General features: G+C 61.4%; 15 protein-coding genes and 1 riboswitch. Of the genes, 12 read left to right on the forward strand and 3 right to left on the reverse strand.

What is annotated here, in order from left to right; genetic code table 11:
• The first annotated feature begins 19 nt into the window (after window positions 1–19).
• A riboswitch (SAM-SAH riboswitch) is annotated at window positions 20–68 on the forward strand.
• A gap of 6 nt (window positions 69–74) precedes the next feature.
• The 5 genes from metK to MN188_RS12895 all read left to right on the forward strand — a co-directional run bounded on the left by metK (window position 75) and on the right by MN188_RS12895 (window position 4,747).
• Entirely contained in the window at window positions 75–1,241 is a 1,167-nt protein-coding gene (gene metK, locus MN188_RS12875) for a methionine adenosyltransferase (protein WP_242109541.1), read from the forward strand.
• 104 nt (window positions 1,242–1,345) lie between these two features.
• Window positions 1,346–1,969, forward strand: coding sequence for a DUF6990 domain-containing protein (locus tag MN188_RS12880; RefSeq protein WP_242109542.1), 624 nt, complete (start codon window positions 1,346–1,348; stop codon window positions 1,967–1,969).
• A 77-nt stretch (window positions 1,970–2,046) separates the two neighbouring features.
• Window positions 2,047–2,769, forward strand: coding sequence for a tRNA (guanine(46)-N(7))-methyltransferase TrmB (gene trmB / locus MN188_RS12885; protein WP_242109544.1), 723 nt, complete (start codon window positions 2,047–2,049; stop codon window positions 2,767–2,769).
• A 101-nt stretch (window positions 2,770–2,870) separates the two neighbouring features.
• A complete protein-coding gene (gene aroA / locus MN188_RS12890) occupies window positions 2,871–4,223 on the forward strand; it encodes a 3-phosphoshikimate 1-carboxyvinyltransferase (RefSeq protein WP_242109545.1) in 1,353 nt (450 codons plus the stop codon).
• Window positions 4,223–4,747: a hypothetical protein gene (locus tag MN188_RS12895; protein ID WP_242109546.1), complete on the forward strand. Its 525-nt coding sequence runs from the start codon at window positions 4,223–4,225 to the stop codon at window positions 4,745–4,747. The genes aroA and MN188_RS12895 overlap by 1 nt, the downstream gene beginning before the upstream one ends.
• Before the next feature lie 11 nt (window positions 4,748–4,758).
• Here the strand turns inward: MN188_RS12895 and MN188_RS12900 are convergent, their stop codons facing one another.
• Window positions 4,759–5,487, reverse strand: a complete 729-nt coding sequence (locus MN188_RS12900) for a hypothetical protein (protein ID WP_242109547.1) — start codon at window positions 5,485–5,487, stop codon at window positions 4,759–4,761.
• 174 nt (window positions 5,488–5,661) lie between these two features.
• Between MN188_RS12900 and MN188_RS12905 the strand changes: the two genes are divergently transcribed.
• The gene (locus MN188_RS12905; RefSeq protein WP_242109548.1) at window positions 5,662–6,267 is read left to right on the forward strand and encodes a (d)CMP kinase; all 606 of its coding nucleotides are present in this window, start codon (window positions 5,662–5,664) and stop codon (window positions 6,265–6,267) included.
• On the opposite strand, the gene MN188_RS12910 is transcribed toward MN188_RS12905, so the two are convergent.
• Window positions 6,252–7,178, reverse strand: coding sequence for a prenyltransferase/squalene oxidase repeat-containing protein (locus MN188_RS12910; RefSeq protein WP_242109549.1), 927 nt, complete (start codon window positions 7,176–7,178; stop codon window positions 6,252–6,254). The genes MN188_RS12905 and MN188_RS12910 overlap by 16 nt on opposite strands.
• A gap of 249 nt (window positions 7,179–7,427) precedes the next feature.
• Between MN188_RS12910 and rpsA the strand changes: the two genes are divergently transcribed.
• The 6 genes from rpsA to trpB all read left to right on the forward strand — a co-directional run bounded on the left by rpsA (window position 7,428) and on the right by trpB (window position 12,328).
• Entirely contained in the window at window positions 7,428–9,107 is a 1,680-nt protein-coding gene (gene rpsA / locus MN188_RS12915) for a 30S ribosomal protein S1 (RefSeq protein WP_242109550.1), read from the forward strand.
• 291 nt (window positions 9,108–9,398) lie between these two features.
• Window positions 9,399–9,680 (forward strand): integration host factor subunit beta, encoded by a 282-nt coding sequence (ihfB, locus tag MN188_RS12920; RefSeq protein WP_242109551.1) that lies wholly within the window; start codon window positions 9,399–9,401, stop codon window positions 9,678–9,680.
• Between the two features lie 10 nt (window positions 9,681–9,690).
• Window positions 9,691–10,035: a lipopolysaccharide assembly protein LapA domain-containing protein gene (locus MN188_RS12925; protein ID WP_242109552.1), complete on the forward strand. Its 345-nt coding sequence runs from the start codon at window positions 9,691–9,693 to the stop codon at window positions 10,033–10,035.
• A gap of 18 nt (window positions 10,036–10,053) precedes the next feature.
• Window positions 10,054–10,698, forward strand: a complete 645-nt coding sequence (locus MN188_RS12930) for a phosphoribosylanthranilate isomerase (protein WP_242109553.1) — start codon at window positions 10,054–10,056, stop codon at window positions 10,696–10,698.
• Window position 10,699: 1 nt separating this feature from the next.
• Window positions 10,700–11,041, forward strand: a complete 342-nt coding sequence (locus MN188_RS12935) for a hypothetical protein (RefSeq protein WP_242109554.1) — start codon at window positions 10,700–10,702, stop codon at window positions 11,039–11,041.
• 54 nt (window positions 11,042–11,095) lie between these two features.
• The gene (trpB, locus tag MN188_RS12940) at window positions 11,096–12,328 is read left to right on the forward strand and encodes a tryptophan synthase subunit beta (protein ID WP_242109555.1); all 1,233 of its coding nucleotides are present in this window, start codon (window positions 11,096–11,098) and stop codon (window positions 12,326–12,328) included.
• Between the two features lie 221 nt (window positions 12,329–12,549).
• On the opposite strand, the gene MN188_RS12945 is transcribed toward trpB, so the two are convergent.
• On the reverse strand, window positions 12,550–13,398 hold the full coding sequence (locus tag MN188_RS12945) for a hypothetical protein (RefSeq protein WP_242109556.1): 849 nt from the start codon (window positions 13,396–13,398) through the stop codon (window positions 12,550–12,552).
• Between the last annotated feature and the right edge of the window lie 167 nt (window positions 13,399–13,565).

The following is a 13,565-nucleotide window of genomic DNA, read 5'->3' on the forward strand; positions in this document are numbered from 1 at the left end:
CTGTAACGCGGATGAATAACAACCGTCGCAACGGCTTCCTGGCGTGGCGGAACAGAACCAATGGAGCACTAATCATGACACGACGAAACTATGTTTTTACTTCGGAAAGCGTTTCCGAGGGGCACCCCGATAAGGTGTGTGATCGCATTTCCGATGCTGTTTTGGATGCCTTTCTGATGGAAGAACCACAGGCGCGGGTTGCCTGTGAGACCTTCGCCACCAGCGGGATGGTCGTGATTGGGGGCGAAGTGGGCCTGTCGGATCAGGACCGCCTGAAAGCGATGATGGGTTCGATCGGCCAGATCGCCCGCGACTGCATTCGAGACATCGGCTATGAGCAGGAGCAATTCCACTGGAACACTTGCCGGGTGCTGAATTTCTTGCACGAGCAATCGGCCCATATCGCGCAAGGTGTGGACCGAGACGGGGCCGGCGATCAGGGCATCATGTTCGGCTATGCAGTGAATGAAACTCCCGAGTTGATGCCAGCGCCCATCCAGTACAGCCACGCGATCCTCAAGCGTTTGGCCGAGGTGCGCAAGGACGGGAGCGAACCCGCGCTGGGCCCGGATGCAAAAAGCCAGCTGAGCCTGCGCTATGAGGATGGTAAACCGGTCGAGGTGACGTCGATCGTGCTGTCGACACAGCACCTGGACCCGGACCTGACAAGCGATGATGTGCGCGCCATCGTGGAGCCGTATATTCGTGAAATCCTGCCCAATGATTGGGTCAACGGGGGCACGCAATGGCACGTGAACCCGACCGGTAAGTTCGTGATCGGCGGCCCGGACGGGGACGCGGGCCTGACCGGCCGCAAGATCATCGTCGACACCTATGGCGGTGCAGCTCCGCACGGCGGCGGCGCGTTTTCCGGCAAGGACCCGACCAAGGTCGACCGCTCAGCGGCCTATGCCGCGCGCTATCTGGCCAAGAACATCGTGGCCGCAGGCATGGCGGATCGCTGCACCTTGCAGCTGTCCTATGCCATTGGCGTATCTCACCCGCTGTCGATCTATGTCGACACCCACGGCACCGGAAAGGTCGACGAGGAAGCGATCGAGAACGCTGTGGACAGCGTGATGGACCTCACCCCGCGCGGTATCCGCGAGCATCTGGGCCTGAACAAGCCGATCTTTCAACGCACAGCGGCCTATGGCCATTTCGGCCGCGAACCCGACGCCGACGGCGGTTTCAGCTGGGAAAAGACCGACCTGGTCGAGGCGCTGAAGAAAGCGGTGTGACGCGGGTGGACTGGCTCAAGAAAATCATCGGGCGCGCGTCGAAAGATGCGCGTCCTTCTTTGTCTGCGACTGGTCCGGCGGGCCGATCCGATCCTGCCCAGCGAATGGCAGAGTGGCAGGCGCTGGTGTCCCAGCCTGACTGGGTGCCGTCGGCGAAAGTAACGCGACGCGATGTCGAGCGAGAGCTGCGCGCGCAGGGCTTCAAGCGGCGCACCGACGCTGGGGAGACGGTGTTCGAACGCACCGACGCGGATCGGAGTCTTTCGATCTCACTGACGCTGAAAACCTTTCCCGAAACCGAACGGACCGCGCCCATGCAGCGCCTGTCCCTGACCGGGGCAGTGGCGGGGAAGACCTTTCAGGAGGTCGAGGCCGCAATCCGGGGAGTGACAACGGCCCGGGTGGGACAGGCTGTGCTGACTGCCAAATCCGAGGACTTCTTCCTGACTGAACAGGATGTCGCGGGGGCCATCAGTGACCTTGCCATGCGGCTGACTGCCCTGAACCTGGACGACCGCCTTGCCACGTTTCGTGCTTATGCCCCGTCGCAACCCGGCATTGCGGGTTTGCACCACCTGGTCGCGCTCGCCCTCGCGGGCCAAGTCGAGCAGCTGGAGGGCTATGCGCGCAGGCGTGCAGACGGCGGGGATGCGGGGTTTGTCCCATATATCTCCGACGGCATGATCACCCGCGCACGCGATCTGGCGCGAGATCGTTTTTCAGCATGAAAAAACGGGTCGAATTCCGAGATGGAATTCGGGGCCGCGCTTGACCGCAGGGGAGCCTTCGGGGCATAGGCGCGGGCATGAGTGATGAACATCCGACCAAACACATGACCGGCGCGCCGTGGCGCAATTTCTACGGCCGCTTCAAGGGTAAGGGCTTGCGCGATGCGCAGCAGGCCTATCTGAATGAGGACCTGGTGGCGCTGAGCCCCGGCAAGGTGGATTGGGAAGACAACCCTGATCGCGCACCTCTGAACTTGTCGGGCTTGTTCGCCGAACGGCCCGTGTGGCTGGAAATCGGCTTTGGTGGCGGAGAGCACATGGTGCACCAGGCCAGCCAGAATCCGGATGTCGGCATCATTGGCTGTGAGCCCTATATAAATGGTGTTGCCATGCTGTTGGGCAAAATCCGTAAGGCCAATCTGGACAACGTCGCGGTTTATCCCGGCGATGTGCGCAACATGTTCGATGTGCTGCCCGAGGAAAGCATCGACAAGGCGTTTCTGCTCTATCCCGATCCCTGGCCGAAAAAGCGCCACCATCGGCGTCGCTTCGTGACGCCCGAACACCTTGAACCGCTGCACCAGGTGATGAAACCCGGCGCGATCTTTCGCGTGGCGACGGACATTCCCGACTATGTGCGGCAGACCTTGGAAGAGGTGCCGCGCGCGGGGTTCGAATGGCTGGCCGAGGGTCCGGGCGACTGGCGTTTGTCCTGGGAGGACTGGATCTCCACCCGCTATGAGCAGAAGGCCCTGCGCGAAGGCCGGGTGCCGCATTATCTGACGTTTCGTCGGCTGTAAGGGCGGAAGCCTCCGGCGGGGATATTTTCAGCAAGAAAAAGCAAGGGCTGGTTTGCACTTTGTGTGTGCGCTATCAGCCTATTGACTGAAGGAGAACTGCCATGTCCGGACACGGCCCCGCCATTCCCATGACCTCGCGCCCCTGCGGCCCACTCAAGGGCGAGGCGCACGTGCCCGGTGACAAGTCGATTTCGCATCGCAGTTTGATATTGGGCGCGCTGTCGGTCGGTGAAACCCGGATCGAGGGGCTTTTGGAGGGCGACGACGTGTTGGCCACCGCCGAAGCCATGCGCGCCTTTGGGGCCGAGGTCGAACATCTGGGGCCGGGCGAATGGCGCGTGAATGGCGTGGGTGTGGGCGGCTTTGCCGAGCCCGAAGACGTCATCGATTGCGGCAACGCGGGCACCGGCGTGCGCCTGATCATGGGCTGCATGGCGACCACCGGGATCACCGCGACGTTTACCGGCGACGCAAGCCTGCGGTCGCGTCCGATGGGGCGGGTCACGGACCCGATCGCGCTGTTCGGCGCGGCGTCATACGGGCGCGATGGTGGGCGTCTGCCGATGAGCGTGGTGGGGGCGGCGGATCCGGTTCCCGTGCGCTATACGGTTCCGATGCCCTCGGCCCAGGTGAAATCTGCGGTTCTGCTGGCGGGCTTGAACGCGCCGGGGCAGACCGTGGTGATCGAACAGGAGGCCACCCGCGATCATACTGAACGTATGCTGGCGGGCTTTGGCGCCGAGATCACGGTGGAGGATACCGATGAGGGTCGGGTGATTACCCTGACCGGCCAGCCGGAACTGAAACCGCAAGACATCGTTGTGCCGCGTGATCCAAGCTCGGCGGCGTTTCCCGTCTGTGCCGCGCTGATCGTGCCCGGATCGGACGTGCTGGTGCCCAATATCGGGCTGAACCCGACCCGGGCAGGCCTGTTCGACACGCTGCGCGACATGGGTGCAAACCTGACATATGAGAACCTGCGCGAAGAGGGCGGTGAGCCCGTCGCCGACCTGCGCGCACGGTATTCACCCGACATGCATGGCATCGAGGTGCCGCCTGCGCGCGCCGCCAGCATGATCGACGAGTACCCGATCCTGTCGGTGGTGGCCGCCAACGCGACCGGGCAGACCGTGATGCGCGGCGTGAAGGAATTGCGGGTGAAAGAAAGCGACCGGATCGAGGCGATGGCCAGCGGCTTGCGCGCCAATGGCGTCAACGTCGAAGATGGCGACGATTGGTGGATCGTGACGGGCATGGGCGCGGGCAAGGTGCCCGGTGGCGGCACGGCGGTCAGCCATCTGGATCACCGCATTGCGATGAGCTTCTTGTGTCTTGGCATGGCCGCGCAAAATCCTGTCAGCGTGGATGACGGCGGGCCGATCGCGACCTCGTTCCCGATCTTTGAGCCCCTGATGACCGGGCTGGGCGCCCAATTGGTGCGGGCGAACCGCTGATGCGGCGCGAATGGGCGCTCTACCTTACGCTGGTCGGTGTGGCGCTGGGCGCGCTGGCGCTCATGACACTGTGGACACGCCCGATGATTGAGGCTGGTGGTCTGGAGATGTTCGACGTGCGGACCGGGGGATACAGCTTCCCCGAAGCGGTGCGCTTTCTGGATCAGTTGAATGACGACAGCCGACGCCTGTATCTTGGCGCGCAGCGCATGTTGGACACGATTTTCCCCCTTGCCCTGACTGGCGCGTTGGCGCTGGGGATGTTCCTGGCGCTTCGCCATGTGTCGCGGGTGCTTGGCAGTGTGCTGGGCCTGGTGCCGCTGGCCTATCTGGTCTTTGACCTGTTGGAAAACGCCGCCGTGGCCAAGATGTTGCGGACGGATGGCCCGTCCCTGGACATGGTCACACGCGCCAGTCAATGGACCGAACTGAAATGGGTGGCCGTGCAGGCAAGTTTTGCCCTTTTGGCCCTGTGCATCGTGTTGCGCGTCGCGCAGGGCCTGGTGTCAAAGCTGCGCGCCTAGGCGCGGTTGCTTTATGTCCCGCCGCCCAGATGGGCGATGTTCAGATCGTGCGGAGTAAACAGGCGATCAACACTCTGCGCACCGAAGGCATAGGACAGGCCAAGTCCATAGACCATTGTGTCATTGCCATCGGTATAGCCCAGCGTCGCGTTCATGCTCCACGCCGAGTTCGGGACGTAGTAGGTGGCTTTCAGCAGTCCTGCGTTCACCTGCCCCCCGGGTCCGGCGTCCATCGGGAACAACCCGGCATACGTTGCCGAAAGCTCGACATTCGGGGCGACGTCGAACATCGCGGTCAGGCCGACATTGGCAAAGGTCGGCGACGAGCCGCTGGTGAATCGCATCACCCCAAGTGAGGCTTCGACATCTACAGCACCCAGATCGAACAGGCCTTCAGCACCCGCGAATACGATCCCGCGCGACGAGGTCGGGATGTGGGAGTAGCCCAAGTATCCACCCAGACGGTGGCCGTCCGCCACGCTCGTATAAAGGTGGGCGCCGACTGAATAGAGTTCATCGGAATCGGTGAAATCGGTCAGCATCGCAACCCGGCCATCCACCTGCAGCCCCATGCTGCCAAGGTCAAAGGCGCCGCGGGCGGTCAGGTTGAAGGCATAGCTGTCATTCGCCCCGAAGCCATAGGCATCAAAGTCGATTGCGCCATACTGGAAGCCGGTCTCGGCAGAGGCGATCCCGGTCATCAGAGCAAGCGCGGAAACGGTAAGAAACGTCGTTTTCATGGTCGTGCTCCTCGTGAATTGGGTTTCAATGAGAACCAAACCAATTATCCGCCATTTCGGCATGCCTGCCAATTTGGCGCAACGACGCATAGGCCAAAGTCCGCGCGCCACGCCCTCTGGTCGGGCCGGTGGGCAGGGGGTATAGCTGGGTCAACCCAAGCGGAGAAGGCGCAGATGAGCTTTACCATTGCAATCGACGGGCCGGCGGCGGCGGGCAAAGGAACGATCTCGAAGGCCGTCGCGGCGCATTTCGGCTTTGCCCACTTGGACACAGGGCTTTTGTATCGGGCCGTGGGCGCGCGGGTGTTGGCCGGGGCTGATGCGATTGCGGCTGCTCGGGCTTTAACCCTGGATGACCTGACCGGCGATCTGCGCAGGCCTGATGTGGCCCAGGCCGCCAGCCGCGTTGCGGTGATCCCCGAGGTGCGCGCGGCCCTGGTGGATTTCCAGCACGACTTTGCCACCCGCGACGGCGGCGCGGTGCTGGACGGGCGCGACATCGGCACGGTGATCTGCCCGGATGCGCCGGTGAAACTGTTCGTCACCGCCTCCGCCGAGGTTCGCGCCGAGCGCCGCTTTCTGGAGTTGCGTGAAAACGACCACGACGTCACCCGCGCCCAGGTGCTGGCGGACGTCGTGGCACGCGACAAACGTGACAGGGAACGCGCCGAAGCCCCTTTGAAACCGGCCGAAGACGCGGTTATCATCGACACAAGTGACATGAGCATCAAGGACGCAGTCGCAGCGGCCGTTTGTACAGTGAATCAGGTTCGCGGATAGGCCTTGAGCACGCGCAGCGCCATCAGGCTGTTCCAACGCCCCGGCCCACGCGGGTTTTCCATGTCGAACAAGGTTTGGCCGGGCACTTTCGGCCCGCGTGGCCAGCGCCCGTCCGGGCGGCAACGCGCCTGAATATGCTCCAGTGCGTCGGTCATCGCGGGATCAAAAGGACGCCTTGCCACCTGGAAATGGTCCAGGGCACGCAAGACGTTGTAGTACCAGCGCGGCGGTGTGCGCAGTTTCAGGAAATCACTGTTGATCACTTTTCCCGTGCGCTCGGACCGGAAGAAGCGCTTGCGCAGGATGAAGGCCCGGGCCTCATCCGCAATGCGATGCAAGTCGTCCCGGCGATAGCTATACCCCTCGGCATCGTAACGATGCAGCCCTTCAAGCACAGAAAGGGTTGAGTGCAGTGATGAATGCGTGCAGCCAGAGCGATTGATCATGCAGTTGAAGCCACCATCCGGCAGCTGAACGGAGATCAGGAAATCCACGAATGTCCGCAACGATGCCTCCGGCGTCCCGAAATAGGCGCCGAAGTTCAACGCCATGCCGGTCACGCAGGTGTCGCTTTTCCGGTCCCCGATCGCGATGGCAAACCCACCGTCTTGTGACACGCGCTGCGCGGCGATCTTGTGAACCAAGGGCGCGATTTCGGAATGGGTGGGCGGGAAGGCGATGTTGACGAGGTCCATGAGCACATAATGCGTGCAGGCCCATTTCGGATAGTAATACTTCCGCCCCCAACCGCCGTCCGCATTGCGCGCGTCCAGAAACGCCTTGCCCCATCCCTCGGTCGCAATGCGCGCCTGAAGATCGGGCCGTTCTTCGCCCAACAGGTCACGGGCGGTCTGAAAGGCGATGGCCGGATCCCCCGCCATCAACCATTGGATGATCTCGTCGTGGGTCATGGCATCAGTCTAGCGCGTCGGCGCGCGCCCGCCATGATCTGCATCAGCCCTTGCGGGACAGGGGGAATCTGCGTATAGAGCGCCCGTCGACAAGGCAATAAATGCCGCGATACAGGGAATACGAGCAGGGTCGGGACTATCCGGCCCTCTTTGTTTTGCGTCTGCAAGGTCGACCAAATGAAACCTGAAAGACCCGCGGAGACAACCGTGCGGCCCGATAAATACGCTTGAAAAGGAAACTGAGACCACATGGCTCAAAACGTATCAATGGAAGACTTCGAAGCCCTTCTGAACGAAAGCTTCGAAATGGACACGCCCCAAGAGGGTTCTGTTGTCAAAGGCAAAGTCATCGCTGTGGAAGCGGGCCAAGCCATCATCGACGTCGGCTACAAAATGGAAGGCCGCGTTGATCTGAAAGAATTCGCAAATCCTGGTGAAGCCCCTGAAATCGCTGTTGGCGACGAAGTGGAAGTCTACCTGCGCGCGGCTGAAAACGCCCGTGGCGAAGCCGTCATCTCGCGTGAGATGGCCCGCCGCGAAGAAGCCTGGGACCGCCTGGAAAAAGCATACGCAGACGAAGAGCGCGTCGAAGGCGCCATCTTCGGTCGCGTCAAAGGCGGCTTCACCGTCGATCTGGGCGGCGCTGTTGCGTTCCTGCCCGGCTCGCAGGTTGACGTGCGCCCCGTGCGTGACGCTGGCCCGCTGATGGGTCTGAAGCAGCCCTTCCAGATCCTGAAAATGGACCGTCGTCGTGGCAACATCGTTGTGTCGCGCCGCGCCATCCTGGAAGAATCGCGTGCCGAACAGCGTGCCGAGGTCATCGGCAATCTGACCGAAGGTCAGGCTGTTGACGGCGTCGTCAAGAACATCACCGAGTACGGCGCATTCGTCGACCTGGGCGGTGTGGACGGCCTGCTGCACGTCACCGACATGGCCTGGCGCCGTGTGAACCACCCCTCCGAGATCCTGTCGATCGGCGAGACCGTGAAGGTCCAGGTCATCAAGATCAACAAGGAAACCCACCGCATTTCGCTGGGCATGAAACAGCTGCAGGACGATCCCTGGGATCTGGTCGCTGGCAAGTACCCGCTGGAAAGCACCCACACGGGCCGCGTCACCAACATCACCGACTACGGTGCGTTCGTGGAGCTGGAGCCGGGCGTCGAAGGCTTGGTTCACGTGTCCGAAATGTCCTGGACCAAAAAGAACGTCCACCCCGGCAAGATCGTTTCGACGAGCCAGGAAGTGGAAGTCATGGTTCTGGAAATCGACCAGGCCAAGCGCCGCGTGTCGCTGGGTCTCAAGCAGACCATGCGCAACCCGTGGGAAGTGTTTGCAGAAACACACCCCGAGGGCACCGAGGTCGAAGGCGAAGTCAAGAACATCACCGAATTCGGTCTGTTCATTGGCCTCGACGGCGAGATCGACGGCATGGTTCACCTGTCCGACATCAGCTGGGACCAGCGTGGCGAAGAGGCGATCCAGAACTTCCGCAAAGGCGACGTCGTCAAGGCGGTTGTGTCCGAGGTCGACACCGACAAAGAGCGTATCTCTCTGTCGATCAAAGCCCTGGACGGCGACCCGTTTGCCGAAGCCGTTGGCGGCGTGAAGCGCGGTTCGATCATCACTGTTGAAGTGACCTCGATCGAAGACGGTGGCATCGAAGTGGAATACGAAGGCATGAAGTCCTTCATCCGCCGCTCCGACCTGTCGCGTGACCGTGCCGAGCAGCGCCCCGAGCGTTTCAACGTCGGAGACAAGATGGACGTTCGTGTCACCAACGTGGACTCGAAATCGCGCCGTCTGGGTCTGTCGATCAAGGCACGCGAGATCGCGGAAGAAAAAGAAGCCGTGGAACAGTATGGTTCCTCCGACTCGGGCGCCTCGCTGGGCGACATCCTGGGCGCGGCTCTGAAGGGCGACGAATAAGTCACCGCTTCGAAATGATTGCAGACGGCCCCGTTCAAAAGGCGGGGCCGTTTTGCTTTTCTGGACGAATCAATCCCGGCGTCCCGCCCGTTCCCTGCCGGTTTTGAGCCGGATTTGGTCCGTTCCCCCCGGAAAGCCCCGGTTTTGCGCAAAAGAATCAGCGGTTTGTCGTCAAAATCCTTAACTTTCCCGCGCGCCGGAGTTTCGTGAAAAAAACTTTGCCCCTATAGTCGATAAGTGAACGGCGTGCTGCCAGACAGCGCCGAAAGAACGCATTTGGGGGGACATTGGATGATCCGGTCGGAACTGATCCAGAAAATTGCGGATGAAAACCCGCATCTCTATCAGCGTGACGTGGAACGCATCGTCAACACGATCTTCGAAGAGGTGATCGAGGCGATGGCCCGTGGTGACCGTGTCGAGCTGCGCGGATTTGGCGCCTTTTCCGTCAAGAAAAGAGATGCTCGTATTGGCCGCAATCCCCGCACGGGTGAGTCGGTCCAGGTCGAAGAGAAGCACGTGCCTTTCTTCAAGACCGGCAAGCTGCTGCGGGACCGTCTGAACGGCAAATAAGAGGCATCTCATGCGCTACTTCCGTTACGCGTTCCTGGCCGTCCTTGCGGTCTGTCTGATTACTGTTGCGCTGGCCAATCGCTCCATGGTTTCCCTGCACCTTCTGCCCGAAGAGCTGTCGGGCTTTCTGGGCTTCAGCTGGACCGTTAGCCTACCGCTTTTCATCGTCATTTTCCTGGGCATCATCGCCGGTATCCTGATCGGGTTCGTCTGGGAATGGTTCCGCGAACATAAGATCCGCGCCGAGGGCGTCCAAGCCAAGCGCGAGAAGGATCGTCTGGCGAAAGAGGTCGAAGCGCTGAAGCGCCCGGCGGCGGACGCCCCCGGTGACGACGTGCTGGCGCTGCTGGAGTAGCCGCGCTACACCTTCCGCATGACGGATATTCAGGTCAAAATCTGCGGGCTGACAACGCCTGGCCATGTGGCGGCAGCGGCTGAGGCCGGGGCGCGTTACGTCGGCTTTGTGTTCTTTCCCAAAAGCCCGCGCAACGTGTCGCCGGAAACTGCCGCTTCGCTGGCCGCAGAGGTGCCGCTGGGCGTGGCCAAGGTGGCGCTGACCGTGAACGCGGATGATGCGCTGTTGGATGCGATCACCGCGCAGGTGCCGCTGGACATGCTGCAGCTTCATGGCTCGGAAAGCCCGGCCCGCGTGGCCGAGGTGAAGGCGCGGTATGGCCTGCCGGTGATGAAGGCTGTGGGTATCGCGGACGCAAGCGATGTGGCGCAGATCGATGCCTATGCTGGCGTGGCCGACCAGCTTTTGATCGACGCCAAACCGCCAAAAGACGCCGATCTGCCCGGTGGGAACGGCCTGTCCTTCGACTGGCGCCTGGTGGCGCGTAAATACTGGCCCTGTCCCTGGATGCTGGCCGGGGGGCTGACCCCCGACAACGTGTCCGAGGCAATCCGCCTGACAGGGGCGCGGCAGGTCGATGTGTCATCCGGTGTCGAAAGCGCGCCGGGGGTCAAGGATGCCCGCCTGATGTCCGATTTCATCCAAGCCGCCAAAGGGGCCTGACATGTTCAAATTTCTTCTGGGTCTGATCGCCGCCGGGCTGATTGCCCTTGTCGCCACCAAACCCTCCGAGGTCGATATCGAGGACCTGCTACATGACCGCCTGAAGGCCGAGGTTGAGGCTGGCGCGGGGCTGGACCCCGAAGACCCGGTGCAACAGCTCATCCTCGGACTGTGCAAATCCTCGGGCGCGGGCTGCATCAACCTGATCCGGCAGTTCATCCAGGTCGAGTATGAGGGTGAGATCATCTATGCCCGCGTGTCGGCCAGCATGCCGGGCGGTAAATCGATCAAGTGTATCGGCGCGGCGCGGCAGGTCTTCTGCCCCGACTTCCTGCAAGACTGACTTGCCCAAACCCACCCGCGCCTATATCCCCGATCCGACGCACAGGAGGCCCCAATGGCAAACGATCTTTTCAACTCCTTCATGAACGGCCCGGACGAAAAGGGCCGGTTCGGTGATTTCGGCGGGCGCTTCGTGTCCGAGACGCTGATGCCGCTGATCCTTTCGCTGGAAGAGGAATATGAGAAGGCCAAGACCGACGAAAGTTTCTGGGCCGAGATGGACGATCTGTGGACCCATTACGTGGGCCGCCCGTCGCCGCTGTATTACGCCGAGGGGCTGACAAAGCATCTGGGCGGGGCCAAGATTTACCTCAAGCGTGATGAGCTGAACCATACTGGCGCGCACAAGATCAACAACGTGCTGGGGCAGATCCTGCTGGCCCGCCGCATGGGCAAGACGCGCATCATCGCCGAAACCGGTGCCGGTCAGCACGGTGTGGCCACCGCGACGGTCTGCGCCAAGTTCGGGTTGAAATGCGTCGTCTACATGGGCGCGCATGATGTCGAGCGTCAGGCGCCCAACGTGTTTCGCATGCAGCTTCTGGGCGCCGAGGTGATCCCGGTCACGTCAGGCCGTGGCACGCTGAAGGACGCGATGAACGACGCGCTGCGCGACTGGGTGACCAATGTGCATGACACGTTCTACTGCATCGGCACGGTCGCCGGGCCGCATCCCTATCCGGCGATGGTCCGTGATTTCCAAGCCATCATCGGCAAGGAAGCCAAGGCACAGATGCTGGCTGCCGAAGACCGGCTGCCGGACACGATCATTGCCGCGATCGGCGGCGGGTCGAATGCGATGGGCCTGTTTTTTCCGTTCCTGGACGACGAGAGCGTGCGCATCATCGGCGTCGAGGCTGGCGGCAAAGGCGTGAACATGAAGATGGAGCATTGCGCGTCGCTGACCGGTGGCCGCCCTGGCGTCCTGCACGGCAATCGCACCTATCTGCTCCAGGACGACGACGGGCAGATCCTTGAAGGGCATTCGATCTCGGCGGGACTCGATTACCCCGGCATCGGCCCTGAACACAGCTGGCTGCATGAAATCGGGCGCGCCGAATATGTCGCGATCACCGATGACGAGGCGCTTGAGGCTTTCCAGCTGTGTTGCACCACCGAAGGCATCATTCCCGCGCTGGAACCCAGCCACGCGCTGGCCCATGTGATGAAGATCGCCCCTGACCTGCCCGCAGATCACATCATCTGCATGAACATGTGTGGGCGCGGCGACAAAGATATCTTCACCGTCGCCAAACACCTTGGTGTTGAGATGGTCCGGGGCGACTGACGCCCCGACGGTCAGGAAAACCACTTTTAAGTCGCCCCCCGCAACCACGGTTTGGGGAACCTCCCTTGGTTGACCGACCGGGGCCTCGTGCGGCGAAGGGATATCACGTGCGCTGAAAACATGCGCACAGGTGCCTCATTGCAGACATCTGCGAGCGGGAAAAACAAGAAGGGCGACCGATTGGCCGCCCTTTTGCATTCGATGTCGTCTCAAGCAGACAATTAGTTGAACTCGCCTGCATAGGTGATCGGCGCACGGAAGTTCGGCGTCGAGAAGGGCGTGGTCGTGCCGCCGCCAAGCGGAATACTGATGCCGAGTTGAACGGTGTGCATAAGGGTGCGATCATTGTTCACGACGTTGACCAGATCACCTTGATAGGCAGTAAACCAGTTAATGTTATCCGTGAGGGGGGCGTCGTAGCGCACCGACAACTGAACCCACTGTCCCCGATCTACTCCCGAACCTTCTTCAAAGTCGCCTATGCCCAATGCGGCACTTGTGGAAAGCGAACCGTTGGCAAGCGCAAAGTCCTTCCCGGCACGAACGAAGAGCAGATTTTCAATTCCGTCACCCTGGTCAGAGACAGATAGCAAGCCACCACCCTGAACCCAGACGTCGTTCAGAAGTGCTTCGGCGCCGAGACCCAAAAATAGTGGGGCGGAGTCGTTATCAGAAGCGGCGTCCCCAAACCCAAGAACACCAAACATGCCCCATGTCGTCGGTGCTGACGTATCGATCATGTGAATGCCCACCCCACCGTAAAGGGCGTGTTCATCCCGTGTGCCCGTGTCGGACTCAATATGGAAATCTAGCGTTAGGTCACCAAGTAGCGTCCAGCCATTGGCCAAGCCGACTTCGGCGGCAGCATATCCGCCCACGCCGCCTGTGAAGGCGCAAAACTCGGTCCCACCAGCGTCGCAGGCGCTGCCATCATCCAAGGTGAACGAGGGTACGTTGCCCTGTAACCAAAGGCTTACTTCACCTGTCGCGTCCTGTGCCGAAACGGCCGTTGCGCCAAACCCAAAGGCGGCCAAACATCCAGCTGCAATAAATGACTTTTTCTTTCCCATTCCCCCTTAGAATGCGGAGCCGACACCCTGGCCCCAATGTTGATTAGCTGTAAGGCTATAGCTTTCCACCACGTTGCGATAGCCCAACGTAGAAAGGCGGTAGCCGGGTGATGTTGGGTTACTACATCGGGCGTTGTCGTAAAAAATGGACCTAATCGCGTCGCGAA

Origin of the sequence: Aliiroseovarius subalbicans (assembly GCF_022678625.1) — a bacterium.
GTDB lineage: Bacteria > Pseudomonadota > Alphaproteobacteria > Rhodobacterales > Rhodobacteraceae > Aliiroseovarius_A > Aliiroseovarius_A subalbicans.

Coding starts and splice junctions, on each gene's coding strand:
- metK (WP_242109541.1), top strand. CDS start 75: ATGACACGACGAAACTATGTTTTTACTTCGGAAAGCGTTTCCGAGGGG.
- MN188_RS12880 (WP_242109542.1), top strand. CDS start 1,346: ATGGCAGAGTGGCAGGCGCTGGTGTCCCAGCCTGACTGGGTGCCGTCG.
- trmB (WP_242109544.1), top strand. CDS start 2,047: ATGAGTGATGAACATCCGACCAAACACATGACCGGCGCGCCGTGGCGC.
- aroA (WP_242109545.1), top strand. CDS start 2,871: ATGTCCGGACACGGCCCCGCCATTCCCATGACCTCGCGCCCCTGCGGC.
- MN188_RS12895 (WP_242109546.1), top strand. CDS start 4,223: ATGCGGCGCGAATGGGCGCTCTACCTTACGCTGGTCGGTGTGGCGCTG.
- MN188_RS12900 (WP_242109547.1), bottom strand. CDS start 5,487: ATGAAAACGACGTTTCTTACCGTTTCCGCGCTTGCTCTGATGACCGGG.
- MN188_RS12905 (WP_242109548.1), top strand. CDS start 5,662: ATGAGCTTTACCATTGCAATCGACGGGCCGGCGGCGGCGGGCAAAGGA.
- MN188_RS12910 (WP_242109549.1), bottom strand. CDS start 7,178: ATGACCCACGACGAGATCATCCAATGGTTGATGGCGGGGGATCCGGCC.
- rpsA (WP_242109550.1), top strand. CDS start 7,428: ATGGCTCAAAACGTATCAATGGAAGACTTCGAAGCCCTTCTGAACGAA.
- ihfB (WP_242109551.1), top strand. CDS start 9,399: ATGATCCGGTCGGAACTGATCCAGAAAATTGCGGATGAAAACCCGCAT.
- MN188_RS12925 (WP_242109552.1), top strand. CDS start 9,691: ATGCGCTACTTCCGTTACGCGTTCCTGGCCGTCCTTGCGGTCTGTCTG.
- MN188_RS12930 (WP_242109553.1), top strand. CDS start 10,054: ATGACGGATATTCAGGTCAAAATCTGCGGGCTGACAACGCCTGGCCAT.
- MN188_RS12935 (WP_242109554.1), top strand. CDS start 10,700: ATGTTCAAATTTCTTCTGGGTCTGATCGCCGCCGGGCTGATTGCCCTT.
- trpB (WP_242109555.1), top strand. CDS start 11,096: ATGGCAAACGATCTTTTCAACTCCTTCATGAACGGCCCGGACGAAAAG.
- MN188_RS12945 (WP_242109556.1), bottom strand. CDS start 13,398: ATGGGAAAGAAAAAGTCATTTATTGCAGCTGGATGTTTGGCCGCCTTT.